The following is a 14,415-nucleotide window of genomic DNA, read 5'->3' as shown; positions in this document are numbered from 1 at the left end:
AGGACGCCCGAAACGCATATCAGGAGAAACGCTACGTTGGCACGATTCATGGCCGCTGCGTCCCCATCAGAACACGGATGCAGGAAATCCCTGATTGCATCTGTTTTTTTTGACGCCTAGGCTGGTATACCAGTTTAGTCTTTTGGTCTCTCAGATTAGAACGATTGGCATCACCCTACCCCACAGGAGCAACGAATGAGTGCGCGTGAGCAGTACAAGCCTCTTTTGGAAGACAAGTCGTATCTTCGCCATTTCTGGCACCCGGTCTGCACGCTGGCCGAATTCGAGCGCGCAAATCCTTCGGGACATGGCCCGATGGGCGTCACACTTCTTGGCGAAAAACTGGTCTTGGCAAGGCTAAACGGCAAAATCGTCGCGGCGCCGGACCGCTGCGCCCACCGGTCCGCCCAGCTTTCCATTGGAACCATTGCAAAATGCGAAGGCCAAGACAGGCTCCAATGCCCCTATCACGGTTGGCAATACGACGGTGAAGGCGCGTGCAAGTCCATTCCTGCCTGCCCTGACAAGCCGGTGCCCCCGCGAGCCAAGCTTCAGATGTACGACTGCGATGTCAAGTACGAGATGGTCTGGGTGCGTCTGGACAACTCGTACGACTGTACCGAGATTCCGTTCCTCGGCGATTGGGACAACCCTGACATGCAGGTCATCGTCGCCGACTCCTACATCTGGAACACGGTTGCTGAGCGTCGGTGGGAAAACTTCACGGACTTCTCGCACTTTGCGTTCGTTCATCCGGGAACGCTCTACGACCCGTTCTTTGCAAGTCACCCGCTGGTTCTCGTGAACCGCGTAGACGGCGAGCTGCAGTTCAAATTGGCGCCGCCGCGAGAAATGGAGGGCATTCCGGAGGAGGCGCCGATGGGTGACTTCACCTACCGATGCACCATGCCCTACTCCATCAATCTGGAGATTAAGCTCTGGCGCGACGATTCGCGATTCATCTTGTGGACGACCGCGTGTCCAGTTGATGAGAAGACCTGCCGCAACTTTATGGTCATTATTCGCGAGCGTGACAATCAGCCTGACCACATGCATCTTGCGTTTCAGAAGCGCGTTTTGGCGGAAGACCAGCCCATCATCGAGTCTCAATGGCCTGCCGAAGTCTCTGCGAACGAAATCTCGGTTGCGACCGACAAGGTCTCCATCCAGTACCGAAAGTGGCATCGCGAACTCTCGCTCGCGGCTCCGAAGGGGAAAGACGCATTCCGGGAGGCGCTGCGCACCAACATCATCGACGAGAGGGCCAGCTAGCAGACCGTTTGTTGCTAAGAACCTGGATGAGCTGCCCGTTCGTCCAAAGTACGCGATCGACAGAACGGCAGCGCCAAATTTTTGGTACCGGCTTGTAGCGAATGCTCTCAGGTAAGCGCTTTTAACAGAGTCGCTTATCTGAGTTTGAGGCACCACTCCCCTTTCCTGCTATCAGACGCGCTTGACACGCTTTTATTGATTTCGTAACTTCTGGTGTACCAGTTGATGGATCAAAGAGGCCAAAACGGCTGTCGTGGTTTAAGGGACGCTGGGAGAGCGAGTCCTCCTAAGAACGTCTGTATTTAGTTCCCCAAAGAAACGAAGGAGACAGGCATGGAATACGTACCGCTGATTAAGGATAACGAGTATCTCCGCCACTTTTGGCACCCGGTGTGCACTGTTACCGAGCTCGAGAAAGCCAAACCCTCTAGCTTCGGCCCGCTCGCAGTCACCTTGCTCAGAGAGCAACTGGTGGTAGCAAAACTGGAAGGCAAGTACGTCGCGATGCGGGACCGATGCGCGCACCGCTCAGCGAAGCTCTCGTGTGGTCAGGTCGTGGGCGGCGAACTGCAGTGTCCGTACCACGGCTGGAAATACGACACGGCGGGCGCATGCACGAAGATTCCGGCTTGTCCCGACAATCCGATTCCGAACAAGGCCCGCGTCGAAACCTTCGATTGCGAGGAAAAGTACGGCTTGATTTGGGTTCGCCTCGATTCATCGTTTAACTGCACGGAGATTCCCTACTTCAGCGCTGCCGAAGACCCGAAGATGCGAATTGTGGTGCAAGAGCCGTATTGGTGGGACGCCTCCGCCGAGCGGCGCTGGGAAAATTTCACGGACTTCTCGCATTTCGCTTTCATCCATCCGGGTACGCTTTTCGACCCGAACAATGCCGAGCCGCCCATCGTGCCGATGGACCGAGTCAACGGTCAGTTCCGCTTCGTCTACGATACGCCGCCGGATATGGATGTCCCGAACCATGCAGCGATTGGAACGTTCACCTACCACTGCAGCATGCCGTTCGCCATCAATCTGGCGGTAGAGAAGTATTCGACAAAGTCCTTGCACGTGCTCTTTAACGTCTCGTGCCCTCTGGACGACTCGCACACGAAGAACTTCCTCATCTTTGCGCGCGAGCAAGCCGATGACTCGGACCATCTCCACATTACCTTCAACGATGTGGTCTTCGCAGAGGACAAGCCCGTCATTGAATCTCAGTGGCCGGCTCAAATGACAACCGACGAGGTTCCGGTGGTTACCGATAAGGTCTCGGTCCAGTACCGCAAGTGGATGCGGGAACTGAGCGAGGCCGCACGAGATGGTGCCGAAGCATTCAAGGCTGCTCTACACGAGCCGGTTATTGAGAGCGCGCGCCAGTACGCAGATTTGCGCGCACGTTAAAGCACCGAGGCGGATGCCGATTCTTCTAGGAGATGTAATGACTAAAAAGATGTTCAAGCTGGCGTGCGCCGGCCGAGGCGTTCAACCGTCATCGATGGAGAAACCAGTTACTGACTGGCTGGACGAGGAACTTCCAGTCGAAGAACAGTTCCGGCTTTTGCACGAGACCGGTCTGTGGGACTTCATGGATCGAATTCCCGTAGATGATGATCAACTGAAGCAATATTTGAAGGCGAGCGAGAAGTATAACCTGCCCGTTTTGTCGGGCAGCTGGACTTACGTGTTAGGTAAGGACGAGGAAACACTGAAGTCGAACCTGGTTCGCGCTCGTGAAGTTGGATCAAAGTTTCACAACCTTATGGTCTGGGCCAAGCACGCCGACGGACATTATGTGACGGACCAGGAGGTGGCCGACTCTTACTTGTACACGTATGACCTTGCGAAGCCTTACGACCTGACTATCTCGTATGAAGGTCACGTAGATATGTGGTCGGAGGACTTTCGTCGGGTTACGAAAGTAGCAGAGATGGTGAGAAGCCGAGGCATCCCATTCAATTTCTGCATGGACTACAGCCACTGCATTTTTAAGATTGAAAATGAGGTGGAACACGCGGTGTCGCAGATGCGCGGTGACAAAGAGTCCATCAGGAAGCTCGATCCGTACAACGATGACAGCTTTGCCGATGAATGGCTCAAGCAGAACATGGTCGTCTGGACGCAGGTCCGACCGGCTGCGCCCAACGGTCCACGTAACTGGTGGGCGTTCGAAACTGGCCCATTTGATGGTCTGGGGTATGACAGACCCGGTCGTTCGATCCAGTATCCGTTCTCAAATCCGAAGCCGGGCGAGTGGCACACCGAGGAATGGCATGCTCACAAGCTTGCCGCCACCAAGGAACTGGTTCGAAAGGTCATTGACCAGTACCTCGAGGTTGACGATTCTAAGATGGAAATCATGACCATCGACAACATCAACCTCGCAGCTTACGGAACAGGTTGGAAGTACAACATGTTCGCCGACAGTTGCCTTGTTGCGAAGTTTGTTCGCGAATTGTACGCGGAACGGGTAGCGGTGTACGAAGCTAAGAAAAAGGCTGAGACGTTGGAAGCTTTTGTAAACGCGCACCGTTCGTAGGTTTGCACGCACGCGTGTCGAACCGCGCGGAGGTCGATGTTACTGCTGCGCGGCGATTTGCTCCCAGTAAATCGCCGCATTAAATTTCTGTAGTCTTCTTTTACACAAAGATTTGGCACCAACGTCGTTAAAGCAAAGGCGCACACACGTGATGCTGGTTGAGCTCTGAATCTGCCCAAGAGAGTGAGTCATGTTAGATACTGAAAGCAATGAGAAGTTGCCGTTGGGCGAGTTGGTCCTCCTGGCTGTACAGCACGTGTTGATTATGTATGCGGGCGCCATAGCGACGCCGCTGATTATCGGCGCGGTGCTCAAACTGCCGAAGGACCAAGTAGCCTTTCTAATAAATGCGGACTTGATGGCCGGAGGAATTGCCACGCTGATTCAGACGATTGGCTTCAAGGGCGTGGGTATTCGATTACCCATCATGATGGGCGTCACCTTCACAGCGCTCGGCCCGATGCTTGCAATTGGGTCCAATCCCGAGCTTGGCTTGCTCGGCATCTACGGCGCCACCATTGCTGCCGGCATCTTTGGCATCTTCATGGCACCGCTCGTGGGCAAGCTGCTCCGATTCTTTCCCCCGATTGTCACCGGTTCAGAGATTCTCATGGTAGGTCTGTCGCTAATGGGTGTCGCGGCAGCGTGGTCCGGTGGAGGGTTCGGGAACCCCGACTTCGGCAACCCGGTTTACCTTGGAATCGCCGGCGCCGTACTGCTTTTCGTGTTGCTCATGGTCAAATTCGCACGCGGGTTTTTGGCGAATCTTGCGATTCTCCTGGGCCTCGTCTTCGGCTTCGCAATTGCAGTGCCCCTTGGACAGGTCTCCCTTGCCGGGCTACACGATGCAGCGTGGATTGGATGGGTCATGCCGCTTCACTTTGGCCTTCCGAAGTTCGATCTCTGGGCGACAGCTTCAATGTGCGTCGTCATGCTCGTGACCTTCGTCGAGTCGGCTGGGATGTTTTTGGCGATTGGTGAAATTACTGGGAAGCCCATCGACGAAAAAGCCTTGACACGAGGCTTCCGCGCCGACGGCGTCGGCAACATCATTGGAGGCCTGTTCAACACATTTCCCTACACCTCTTTCGCTCAGAACGTCGGTCTCGTCGCCGTGACGGGTGTGAAGAGTCGCTGGGTATGCGCTGTTGGCGGCATTATTCTGATTCTGCTGGGTCTGGTCCCGAAGTTGTCGGTGCTCGTTGCCTCTATCCCGCCGTGCGTCCTGGGGGGAGCCGGCATCGTCATGTTTGGCATGGTGGCGTCAAACGGTATCAAGACCCTCACCAAGGTGGACTTTAACCATACCCACAACCTCTACATTGTCGCTATCAGCGTGGGCGTCGGCATGATCCCTGTAGTCTCGGACAAGCTCTTTGCCAAGCTTCCCAGCGCATTGGCTCCGATTTTGAGCAGCAGCATCCTGCTTACAGCAGTCGTGGCCATCGTTCTCAATGTCGTCCTGAATGGCTTGAGTTCGAACGAAGAAGCGGCGCGCCTCACCTTGGAGACAGCAAGAGACGTCGAAGTCTAGAGCGGTTGCACACTGGAAAGCGAGGGCGAGCGGCGCGGCGTGTCTCAGACAACGCAGCGCCGCTTTACTATTTTTGACAGCCTGGGTCGCAACCAAACACGTAACGCGGCGCATGCGTGTAAGTTTTTCTGCACCTCGCCGAGGACAGTCCGTTCTGGTACTCTTAAGCGAATAGGCGACGAAAGCCAGTGAGTCGCGTCCTAAGCTCAAACGTCGCAGATTCTCCGGCGGGTACTGGCGTCCGCAGCTTGTCGCTCTGACCGTCGATGGCACTGGATATTAAGCTTATTGAAGCGTTTGCCGTGATCGTGCGAACGTGCAGCCTCACCAAGGCTGAGGCGTTGACTGGCATATCGAAGTCAACGCTCAGCCGTCACCTGCAGCGCCTTGAAGAGGACCTCGGCGTTGAACTCATCGAACGTTCATCGAGGCGAGTCGTCCCAACCGAGGCGGGGAAAGCGTTTTATATCCGCTGCGAATCACTGCTCTTGGAGATGGGCGGTCGTTTGGAGCTTGCCCGCGCTGAGGTGCAGGAACTCGGCAGTGGCATGAAGGGAAGGCTGTGTATCCTTGCCGAGAATCATTTCACGACTACTTTTGTGTGTCACGTGACTCGACAGTTCTTAGCCAAATACGGCAACGTTGTCTGCGAGTTGTATGCCGCTGGCCTCCCCTCATCACCCCGGGTAGAAGACGCCGATTGCTACATCTGTTCAGAGGCGCCCGACTTGCCGAATATCATAGCCAAGCCAGTGGGACGGCTCAGCTACGGGCTATACGCCAGTCCTGTCTATGCGCGGAGACAGGGACTGCCCTCGGAGCCGAAGGAATTGGTTCGCTACGAGCGGATTGCCTTACGCGAGCCGGAGCATACGGGGCAAGTTACCCTTCATTCGAACCAGACATCTCACGCCTACATCAGCCGGTCCATCATTGAGACCAATGATTACTGGGTGATGAAGACGTTTTGTGTGGATGGGATGGGAATCGCGCTACTGCCCGACTATTTTGTTCAGCCGGAAATCCGACACGGTAGCTTGATACCCGTTCTTCCTGACTGGAAGCCAGAGATGCGGCGAATCTTTTGCGCTTACCATCGGCAGCGGTACGGGAGCAACAAACTTAAGACCTTCATCGACCTGGTGGCTCAGAGCGTCGTGGATATCCCGACGTTCAACAACTACGTCGCGTCCTCGGCAACAATACTTCCGGACGTGCCGGCAGGGTGACGCGTTACCGTGCACCGACTGCGCAACGACTCGATTCGGCTCTTGGCGATGCCTCGCCCGAGCAGGAAGGCCCAACCTTGGACCTTGTCCCTGCTCGGCCGCATTTCTTTGACCTACGCCGGGGCGGCACTCCCGTAAGTCTTGGCGTACATCTCTGCAATGTGCTCCCCGACCGTGTACTCCCGGACTGAGCCATCCTGTGCCGCTCCACAAGAAGCCAGTGGCTTGATACGGTAGAAGTAGTTCGGGTCGAAGAAGGTCGGGACAGAGTAACGGTGCCTGTCGGGTGCTGTGTTCAACACGCGGTGCATATTCGAGTGATACAGTCCATTCGTCAACACGGGGACCATGTCGCCTAGATTGACGACAAACGTGCCAGGGATGTAAGGGGCGCGCACCCATTCACCATCCGCGTTTCGGACCTCTAGTCCGCCGACGTCGTCCTGAAGCAGCATCGTCAACATCCCCCAATCAGTATGCGCCCCAGCGCCGAGCTGGTTTCCTTCGCCGACCTTGTCCTGCGGCGGATAGTGCAGCAGCCGAGTGGTAATCATCGGCATCTCCACGCCTTGGGAGAAGTAGTCTTCGGGCAGGTCCAACGACAGTGCGAGAACGCTCAACAGATGTCGGCCCAGCGCAAGCATGGTATGGAGGTAAAGGTCCGTCTCGGGCCCCATTGCGGGCATGGACTCCGGATACTGATTTTTGCTGTTGTACTCCCCCTTCGTGACATATGCCTGCAGGCCATCGACACCTGCCATGAAGCCTTCCTTCAAATCGGGCAATGAACCGTCATCCAGCGCTTGGCTCGACATCGGCTCGTAGCCGCGCATCGACGGGTTGTCATTGAAGTTGACTTTCAGCTTTTCCTCAACGGGAAGCGCAAAGAACTCGCGTGCAAGCGCGAGCTGTCCGAACGTGACCTCCTCCGGAACGCGGTGGTTCGAAATGTAGAAGAAGCCAGTATCGCGGCTGGCCTTATGCACCTCCCACGCGACCTTCTTTCTTGTCTCTAAGTCTTCAGAGAAGCTCCCCTCAAGGTCAATGATCGGGATGAACTTCGCGGCAGTTGGCGGCTGATAGATAAGCATGATTCTCGTTCCAATGCGTACTTTCTATGTGGGGCACCACGAAACAACTTGGGCAGGTGGTAGTTCAAATCTATCGCTCCAGATTTCAGTGCGGAAGGGCATTCATGAAACGCAACGTTTCACTTTTGGGACGACCTCGATGTAATCGCCCTGCACATCACTAGTGCCGCGTCGATAGGACGTTCCACGGCGTTGGTTATGACCGTGCATATCGCTCCGGGCCACGCGTCAAACGTTAAACCTGCGACGGTAGGGCTTTCACTGATTTTGAAACACTTGGCCGTTTGGCTTTTTTGGAATACCTTCTGGTGTACCAGTTTTGCGCACTAGAAGGCCAAATCGTCAAGCCTTTTTGTGAGTACCGATTGCGCGACGTCAGTTCCTTGACCCCCAACCGGCCTATTCCCCACATAGGTCGCAGCCGCCGCTCAGCGAACCGACCGCCTACGGACTGGGCAAGGGAGATAGAAGCACGCGCGCGGGTGGCATTGAGCAAAGATGCCACGTTCTGACATTAGGAGAACTATATGAAGAGAAGTTTGTTGGCAATGGCGGCGGGCCTCATGTTTGCGTCACAAGCACATGCGTTCGAATGGGTCGACGACTCCATCTCGTATTGGTACGGTCCGTATTTCAAAATGCCTGGCGCAACCAGTCCGAACCATCCCGGCGGCAACGACGTCGGGTTGAACGTCATCGAGTTCACCCATACGGACGGCTTCAAGTACGGTACCAACTTCTTTGACGCTCAATTGCTGATGTCGAACCGGCAGGACCCGGCCAACGCGACCGGTCACCAACCTCAAGGTGCCTATGAGGGGTGGTTCGTATTCCGCAACGACCTCAGCTTCAACAAGATATTCAATACGGACAAATTCACCTTCGGCCCGTTCTCTGATATCGGTTTCAATTCTGGCTTCAACTGGGACGCGAAGAATAACTATTACGCCTCCGGGGAGTTCGCAGTTCGGTTTGGCCCCAGCTTTCAAATCAAGGTGCCTGTCGGATATTGGCAGGTTTCGGTCGGCGCCTACAAGGAATTCAACAATGACGGCTACTTCGGTCCGACGAGCTTTCACTGGACCTACAGCGTCGAGAGTTCTTGGAACATACCATTTGCTGTAGGTCCGGTTCCCTTGAGCCTTCAAGGGTACTTAAGCGTGATTGGCCCGAAGGGCAACGACTATACGCAACCGACGAAAACCGAGGTGCTCTTGCATCCCAAAATCATGGTTGATGTCGGCCAGTTAGCTTTCGGAAAGAAGAACTGGATTGAAGCCGGCATCGGTTGGGAATACTGGTATCACAAGTTTGGAGCCAATAACTCCGTTGGTGGGAATATTCAGAGCACTCCCTTCGTCGAAGCGAAATTGCACTTCTAACGTTTAAGCCGTCTACTCACTTCTTTCCACTTTGCTGTAGGACCTTTGGAGCTCGTCATGTTGAACAAATGCCGAGGTGCGCTGTATCGCACCGCGTTAGCACTGCTCGCTCTTCCGTTTCTGACGCTGTCGACTACATCGCATGCAGCAAACGCACCGTTGGATGTCTCCGTCATCTATTTTGGCAATCCGGGCGACGGCGGCTGGACCCGGTCCCATGAGATTGGCATCCAGGAGGCAGAGAAGAAGTATGGCAACCAAATCAAAGTCACTCGTGTTGAGAACGTTCCGGAGAGCTCAGACGCCGCTCGCGTCTTCCGGAACCGCGCATCCCAAGGTGACAAAGTCATCTTCGGTACGGCCTTCGGCTATATGAACCCGATGTTGCAAGTAGCCAAGGATTATCCGGATACGATCTTCCTCAACAGCTCCGGCTACAAGAGCGCGCCAAACCTCGGCACGTACAACGGACGCGTCTATGAAGCCGAATATCTCGCCGGTGTTCTGGCCGGTCAGATGTCGAAATCGCACGTCTTGGGCTTCATTGGGTCGATGCCGATTCCTGAGGTCGTGCGTAACATCAACGCCTTCGCGCTAGGGGCGCGTTCCGTCGCCCCGAACACAGTGGTCAAGGTTGTATGGATTAGCAGCTGGTGGGACCCGGGCAAGGAAAAGCAAGCTGCGGAGACCTTGGTCGGGCTGGGTGCGGATGTGCTTACTCAGAACACGGACTCAACCGCGATGATGTCGGTCGCGGAGGAACATAAGGTGTACGCCTTCGGCTTCGACGCCGACATGAGTAACTGGGGTCCCAAGGCCCAACTGGGTGCCGTCGAATATAACTGGGGTCTGTACTACGTCAAGGTCATCGACGAGATTCGACGTGGAACGTGGACGAACAAGCCGGTGTATTGGGGTGTCAAGGAAGGCATGGTGGACCTCACCCATGTCAATACGACCCTCGTTCCCGAACGGGCGCAGAAAGTGACGAGCGACGCGCGAGACGGTTTGAAAAGCGGGCGCCTTGACCCGTTCGCCGGGCCACTCAAAGACGATTCCGGGAAGGTCCGCGTGGAAGCTGGTAAGACGCTGTCTCCGGAACAAGTCGGCAGCATGAACTGGTTCGTCGAAGGCGTTCAGGGAAAGCTCGCCCCTTGACGGATAACTGCGACCTTTGCTCAGTCTGACGTGTTGGGAAGCACGCAAATCTTCAACCGCGGTTGATAGAGGCTGAGCCGACGAGGACGTTTGTTTTGGCAGGCTTCATGTGATGGTGGTTCAATGAGACTCAGCGAGCGCGCTGGACCTCTCAATAGGAGAGACTCAGCGAGCGCGCTCACCTCTCCAATAGGAATGTACGAGAACCGACAGAGGAGAAAGAAATATGAAGTTGACCAAAATCGTTCGCATCACGCTGAGCGTCGGTTTGCTCGCTTGGGCACTTAATGCGCCAGCCCAGCCGAACCAGCCTGGCAGTGCGACGCAGGAGGCAACCGGAGCGTCGTCGGCGCAGGTTAGCAATGGCACTTTACGTCGCCGAGTAAAGGCAGCCCTCAAAAAGACGAAGGGACTGACTGCGTACGATATCGCAGTGCGCGCGAAAGACGGGCAGGTAACTCTGCAGGGCAGCGTGAAGAATCAGGAGCAGATTGACCTCGCTGGCAAAGTCGCGAGCGACGTGCCTGGCGTCATCTCCGTGAAGAACACGCTTACGGTGACTCGACCGAACTACTCATGGAAGTGACGCTCGATGTGGAGCGAGCAATTCGAAGACGCTCGCTGCCGTCGACGCACCGATAAGATCCATTTCTTCAGCGGCGACCGTGAACTTTGAGCACGGTTGCCGCCTTTGAGCGCTATGCCCGGCTGCGCAGAGAAGCATATGCCCATCACGAATCGTTACGACGAGTGCCAGAACCAAGAGCGGATCAGCCTTCATCTTTTTACGATTCTGAATACAATTTTGAGGGAGCAAAGCGTAACGCGCGCGGCGGTCCAACTCAACATGTCACAATCGTCCGTCAGCGCATCGTTGGCGCGACTTCGAAACCTATTTGGAGACCCGCTTCTCGTTCGCGGAAAGTCACGACTGGTTCCCACCGAACGCGCACAGGAAATGATGCATTCGTTGGCCACTATCGGCGAGTGCGTTGACCTTATGACTGCACGTACGGTAGGCAGGTCGGAAGCAGTCGTACCGCGGAAATGCGTTGTTTCATGCATCGACGAAATCTCAACCTTTCTCATTCCGGTTATTACTGCGGAAGTTCTCGCGAGTTCCGAGCACATTTCGATAGAGTTCCGTTCGATGATTTCGCTCGACGTTTTCGTCGAACTCGACGCCGGTAGGTTGGACACCGCAATCGTGAGCGGTTTCGGGGCGCCGCCTGCCGGGCATGAATTAGTCGGAACCGATGACATCGTTTGTATGATGAGCAAGAGTCATCCGCTCGCCCGCAATGCAAGTTTGACTCGCGCGCAATATGAGAGGTCGGAGCATGTCGCGCTGAATGCCCACCTTTGGAATCGACGGTCCACTCTCGACCAGATTCTCCAAGACTGCGGGATACGGCGTCGTAACTCCGTTGCCCTGCCCTTCGCTGATGTGGTTCCGCACCTTCTACAGCGGTCCGACCTCCTATTCACCACGAGCCGAAAGTTCGCGGCGCATTACGCCTCTCTCCTGCCGGTTCATACGGCGGCGCTGGAAGCGGACTTGCCAACCATCAAATATTTTCAGACGTCAACCCATGCGACCAAGGATCCGCTTCGGGTCGCCTGGGTTGCATCGAAGGTAAGGTCCGCATGCGGGAAGGGTTTCGAGGAAGCGCGAATGGCGGACGATTGACACCGCGTGCTGGTTTCGCAGCAACGTTTCAATTGGTTAGCAGGTTATGATGAAATGCCCCCCGATGTATGACTTGTTTTGCGTCCACGCTCGCCAAGCAATTCGAGTTCTACGCGGCCATCTCGGGATGGCAGGAGATTAAGGAGGCGTCTTCGCCGATATACCGGGTCCTCTCCAGACCGCACTCCGCTTGGAGTCAACGGGCATCCAGCCTAAGATTTTTTGGGATTCCGGGAGGAACCATAGCCCGAGTGACGTCATTCACCTGCCCGACGGCCCTATCGTACCCGAAGCCAACCACTCATAGCGGCGTCTGGCCGTACTACGATCAGGAGCGTCGAAGCCGACGCTCGCTTGACGGGCAAACCGCTTAAGCCTACGTAACGACCGCCGCGAGACTCACCTTCGGACTACCTTCTCTCCAAGAATGATTTTGTGGATGTTCGATGGGTAGACCCACTCACGCGCCTGCCGCTCGATTTGCCTCATGAAAGATGGCGGTCCACTGAATATGATTTGCGAGTTCGCGTGCGTGGGGCTCACCGCGAGCGATGTGGCTCGCTCAATCTCTTCTTCCTTGAGCCCAATCCTGATATTCACTTGGCCATACTCGCTAAGCGAATCGAGCTCTTCCCGAAAGATGGTACGCTCAAGGGTTCGAGCGAAATTGTGAATTTCGAATACCTTGCCAGCAGCAGCCAGCCTTTTTGCAATGCCAGCAACTGCAGTCACGCCGAGCCCCGCTGAGAAGAGGATGTACCGGGAATTGCAGTCCATCACAATCTCCGGGTTTCGAGGCGCGCCAATGTAGAACTCATCGCCGCGATTCCACGAAAAGTCGGACACGTCACGCGTCCCTTTGGCGTCCGCTTCCTGCCGAACACCCACGACAAATGCGTCCTCGCGGGAAGGAAGGTGCCACAGCGGATGGGAACGCACAGCACGACCTTCGTGGTCCCGGGTTAGGTCGACGATTGCTCCGTCGTCAAACGGCGGAACTTCCGAATGATGCTTGGTTTCAACTTCCACCGCATGGTAACCCTGGGCGAGTTGCCATCTGCGCTTGACTACCGCGGCAATCATGTTCCTGTGCATGTCTTCTCCAGTACAAGCCCGATGAATTTTGGGATTGCCCGGCGTAACAAGCAGCGTTGCAGTTGACCGAGCTTTGCTTTTGCTTATTGGATTCAGGTTAAGCCGCTCCAATAACTACGACAAGGTATGAAACGCGAATGCCTTGTATATGCCAACTACGATACTAAGCAGCAGTCGCTTGTAGTTCGTTCTATTTACGAAACCTACTGTCTCGAAAATGAAACGTTGGTTGAATGGCCATCTGATCAACCAACGCGTATCTGCAAGCGGTGAGCTGGAGGGTTGCCCGGTGCTTTCGCAGCCAGCCGCGGCCGATGCGCGGAATTGAGCACCAACAGCGAGGACTCCGCCGATTAAGAATGCGACGAGTTCCGCGATGTCGCGATGCCCTCGCCTTTGGGCCGGCGCGCCACGCGCGGACGCAGCCACGCTGCCGATCGGGTGATCCGTGCGATGACGCCGCAGCCCGTTGCAGAACCTCTAAGGCGATTATCAATTCATCGCAAAGAAGCGCTTGCCGAGCGAGGCCGGCGCGTTGAGCTTGATCGTGTTCTGGTTGCGCGAGATGAGTACCAGCACGACGATGGTCGCGAGATACGGCAGCATCGCGAGGAACTGCGTGGGCACCGGCACGCCGATCGCCTGCGCGTAGAACTGCAGCGCCATCACCGCGCCGAACAGCAGCGCGCCGATCAGGAGACGCCCCGGGCGCCACGTCGCGAACACGACCAGCGCGAGCGCGATCCAGCCGCGGCCCGAGGTCAGTTGCTCCTGCCAGATGTGCAGATAGATGATCGAATAGTAGCCACCCGCGATGCCTGCCATTGCACCGCCGAAGAGCGTCGCGCCGTAGCGCACGCCGACCACCGGAAAGCCCACAGAATGCGCGACCGAAGGTGATTCGCCGACCGAACGCAGCACGAGCCCCGCGCGCGTCTTGTAGAGAAACCAGCCGATCACCGCGAACATGATGAACGCGAGATAGCCGAGCGGCGTCAACGAGAAGATCGCCGGGCCGAGCACGGGAATCGATGAAAGACCGGGAACCGGCATCACGTCGATGGTCGAGCGCATCGCCGCCGACGTGTACGGCTTGCCGATATACGCCGAAAAGCCGATGCCGAAGATGGTCAGCGACAAACCCGTCGCGACCTGATTCGCGAGCATCGTGATAGTCAGAAAGCCGAAGAGCAGCGCCATCGCGAGCCCGGCGAAAACCGACGCAACGATGCCGAGCCACGGATTGCCGGTGATCACGGTAACGGCGTATCCTGCGACCGCGCCCATCAGCATCATGCCTTCGACACCGAGATTGAGCACGCCCGACTTTTCCGCGACGAGCTCGCCGGCGCCAGCGTACATTAACGGAATGGCGGCGATGACGGCGCTCGACGTGAGATTGCTAGCTTGATTGATGTCCATGTT

Annotated in this window: 12 protein-coding genes; 9 read left to right on the top strand and 3 right to left on the bottom strand. The window is 56.1% G+C overall.

The window, feature by feature from the left end; all coding sequences use genetic code 11:
- Positions 1–195 precede the first annotated feature (195 nt).
- The 5 genes from C3Y15_RS04500 (at position 196) to C3Y15_RS04480 (ending at position 6,574) form a co-directional block, all read left to right on the top strand.
- Complete coding sequence (locus tag C3Y15_RS04500) at positions 196–1,272, top strand: aromatic ring-hydroxylating dioxygenase subunit alpha (RefSeq protein WP_124259849.1); 1,077 nt, start codon at positions 196–198, stop codon at positions 1,270–1,272.
- 333 nt (positions 1,273–1,605) lie between these two features.
- On the top strand, positions 1,606–2,676 hold the full coding sequence (locus C3Y15_RS04495; RefSeq protein ID WP_124259848.1) for an aromatic ring-hydroxylating dioxygenase subunit alpha: 1,071 nt from the start codon (positions 1,606–1,608) through the stop codon (positions 2,674–2,676).
- A 37-nt stretch (positions 2,677–2,713) separates the two neighbouring features.
- Positions 2,714–3,811, top strand: coding sequence for a hypothetical protein (locus tag C3Y15_RS04490; protein ID WP_124259847.1), 1,098 nt, complete (start codon positions 2,714–2,716; stop codon positions 3,809–3,811).
- Positions 3,812–4,001: 190 nt separating this feature from the next.
- Entirely contained in the window at positions 4,002–5,345 is a 1,344-nt protein-coding gene (locus tag C3Y15_RS04485; RefSeq protein WP_124259846.1) for a nucleobase:cation symporter-2 family protein, read from the top strand.
- Between the two features lie 266 nt (positions 5,346–5,611).
- Entirely contained in the window at positions 5,612–6,574 is a 963-nt protein-coding gene (locus C3Y15_RS04480) for a LysR family transcriptional regulator (RefSeq protein ID WP_124259845.1), read from the top strand.
- A gap of 113 nt (positions 6,575–6,687) precedes the next feature.
- On the opposite strand, the gene C3Y15_RS04475 is transcribed toward C3Y15_RS04480, so the two are convergent.
- On the bottom strand, positions 6,688–7,665 hold the full coding sequence (locus tag C3Y15_RS04475; protein WP_124259844.1) for a 2-oxoglutarate and iron-dependent oxygenase domain-containing protein: 978 nt from the start codon (positions 7,663–7,665) through the stop codon (positions 6,688–6,690).
- 527 nt (positions 7,666–8,192) lie between these two features.
- Here C3Y15_RS04475 and C3Y15_RS04470 point away from each other — a divergent pair.
- The 4 genes from C3Y15_RS04470 (at position 8,193) to C3Y15_RS04455 (ending at position 11,895) form a co-directional block, all read left to right on the top strand.
- Positions 8,193–9,047 carry a hypothetical protein gene (locus C3Y15_RS04470; protein WP_124259843.1) on the top strand — a complete coding sequence of 285 codons (855 nt, stop codon included), beginning with the start codon at positions 8,193–8,195 and terminating at the stop codon, positions 9,045–9,047.
- A 57-nt stretch (positions 9,048–9,104) separates the two neighbouring features.
- Positions 9,105–10,205, top strand: coding sequence for a BMP family ABC transporter substrate-binding protein (locus C3Y15_RS04465; protein WP_124259842.1), 1,101 nt, complete (start codon positions 9,105–9,107; stop codon positions 10,203–10,205).
- A 226-nt stretch (positions 10,206–10,431) separates the two neighbouring features.
- Positions 10,432–10,791 carry a BON domain-containing protein gene (locus C3Y15_RS04460; RefSeq protein ID WP_124259841.1) on the top strand — a complete coding sequence of 120 codons (360 nt, stop codon included), beginning with the start codon at positions 10,432–10,434 and terminating at the stop codon, positions 10,789–10,791.
- 138 nt (positions 10,792–10,929) lie between these two features.
- The gene (locus C3Y15_RS04455; RefSeq protein ID WP_166677037.1) at positions 10,930–11,895 is read left to right on the top strand and encodes a LysR family transcriptional regulator; all 966 of its coding nucleotides are present in this window, start codon (positions 10,930–10,932) and stop codon (positions 11,893–11,895) included.
- Positions 11,896–12,294: 399 nt separating this feature from the next.
- Here the strand turns inward: C3Y15_RS04455 and C3Y15_RS04450 are convergent, their stop codons facing one another.
- Entirely contained in the window at positions 12,295–12,990 is a 696-nt protein-coding gene (locus tag C3Y15_RS04450; protein ID WP_124259839.1) for an oxidoreductase, read from the bottom strand.
- 492 nt (positions 12,991–13,482) lie between these two features.
- Entirely contained in the window at positions 13,483–14,412 is a 930-nt protein-coding gene (locus C3Y15_RS04445; RefSeq protein ID WP_124259838.1) for an ABC transporter permease, read from the bottom strand.
- Positions 14,413–14,415 lie beyond the last annotated feature (3 nt).

Source organism: Burkholderia sp. B10, from assembly GCF_004368385.1.
GTDB lineage: Bacteria > Pseudomonadota > Gammaproteobacteria > Burkholderiales > Burkholderiaceae > Burkholderia > Burkholderia vietnamiensis.
The sequence above is the reverse complement of the archived record's forward strand: the minus strand, read 5'-3'. Positions and strand labels throughout refer to the sequence as shown.

Excerpts from the sequence above, each read along its gene's own strand:
- C3Y15_RS04490 (WP_124259847.1), top strand. The coding sequence starts at position 2,714 with ATGACTAAAAAGATGTTCAAGCTGGCGTGCGCCGGCCGAGGCGTTCAA.
- C3Y15_RS04485 (WP_124259846.1), top strand. The coding sequence starts at position 4,002 with ATGTTAGATACTGAAAGCAATGAGAAGTTGCCGTTGGGCGAGTTGGTC.
- C3Y15_RS04495 (WP_124259848.1), top strand. The coding sequence starts at position 1,606 with ATGGAATACGTACCGCTGATTAAGGATAACGAGTATCTCCGCCACTTT.
- C3Y15_RS04455 (WP_166677037.1), top strand. The coding sequence starts at position 10,930 with ATGCCCATCACGAATCGTTACGACGAGTGCCAGAACCAAGAGCGGATC.
- C3Y15_RS04465 (WP_124259842.1), top strand. The coding sequence starts at position 9,105 with ATGTTGAACAAATGCCGAGGTGCGCTGTATCGCACCGCGTTAGCACTG.
- C3Y15_RS04470 (WP_124259843.1), top strand. The coding sequence starts at position 8,193 with ATGAAGAGAAGTTTGTTGGCAATGGCGGCGGGCCTCATGTTTGCGTCA.
- C3Y15_RS04460 (WP_124259841.1), top strand. The coding sequence starts at position 10,432 with ATGAAGTTGACCAAAATCGTTCGCATCACGCTGAGCGTCGGTTTGCTC.
- C3Y15_RS04445 (WP_124259838.1), bottom strand. The coding sequence starts at position 14,412 with ATGGACATCAATCAAGCTAGCAATCTCACGTCGAGCGCCGTCATCGCC.
- C3Y15_RS04475 (WP_124259844.1), bottom strand. The coding sequence starts at position 7,665 with ATGCTTATCTATCAGCCGCCAACTGCCGCGAAGTTCATCCCGATCATT.
- C3Y15_RS04450 (WP_124259839.1), bottom strand. The coding sequence starts at position 12,990 with ATGCACAGGAACATGATTGCCGCGGTAGTCAAGCGCAGATGGCAACTC.
- C3Y15_RS04480 (WP_124259845.1), top strand. The coding sequence starts at position 5,612 with ATGGCACTGGATATTAAGCTTATTGAAGCGTTTGCCGTGATCGTGCGA.
- C3Y15_RS04500 (WP_124259849.1), top strand. The coding sequence starts at position 196 with ATGAGTGCGCGTGAGCAGTACAAGCCTCTTTTGGAAGACAAGTCGTAT.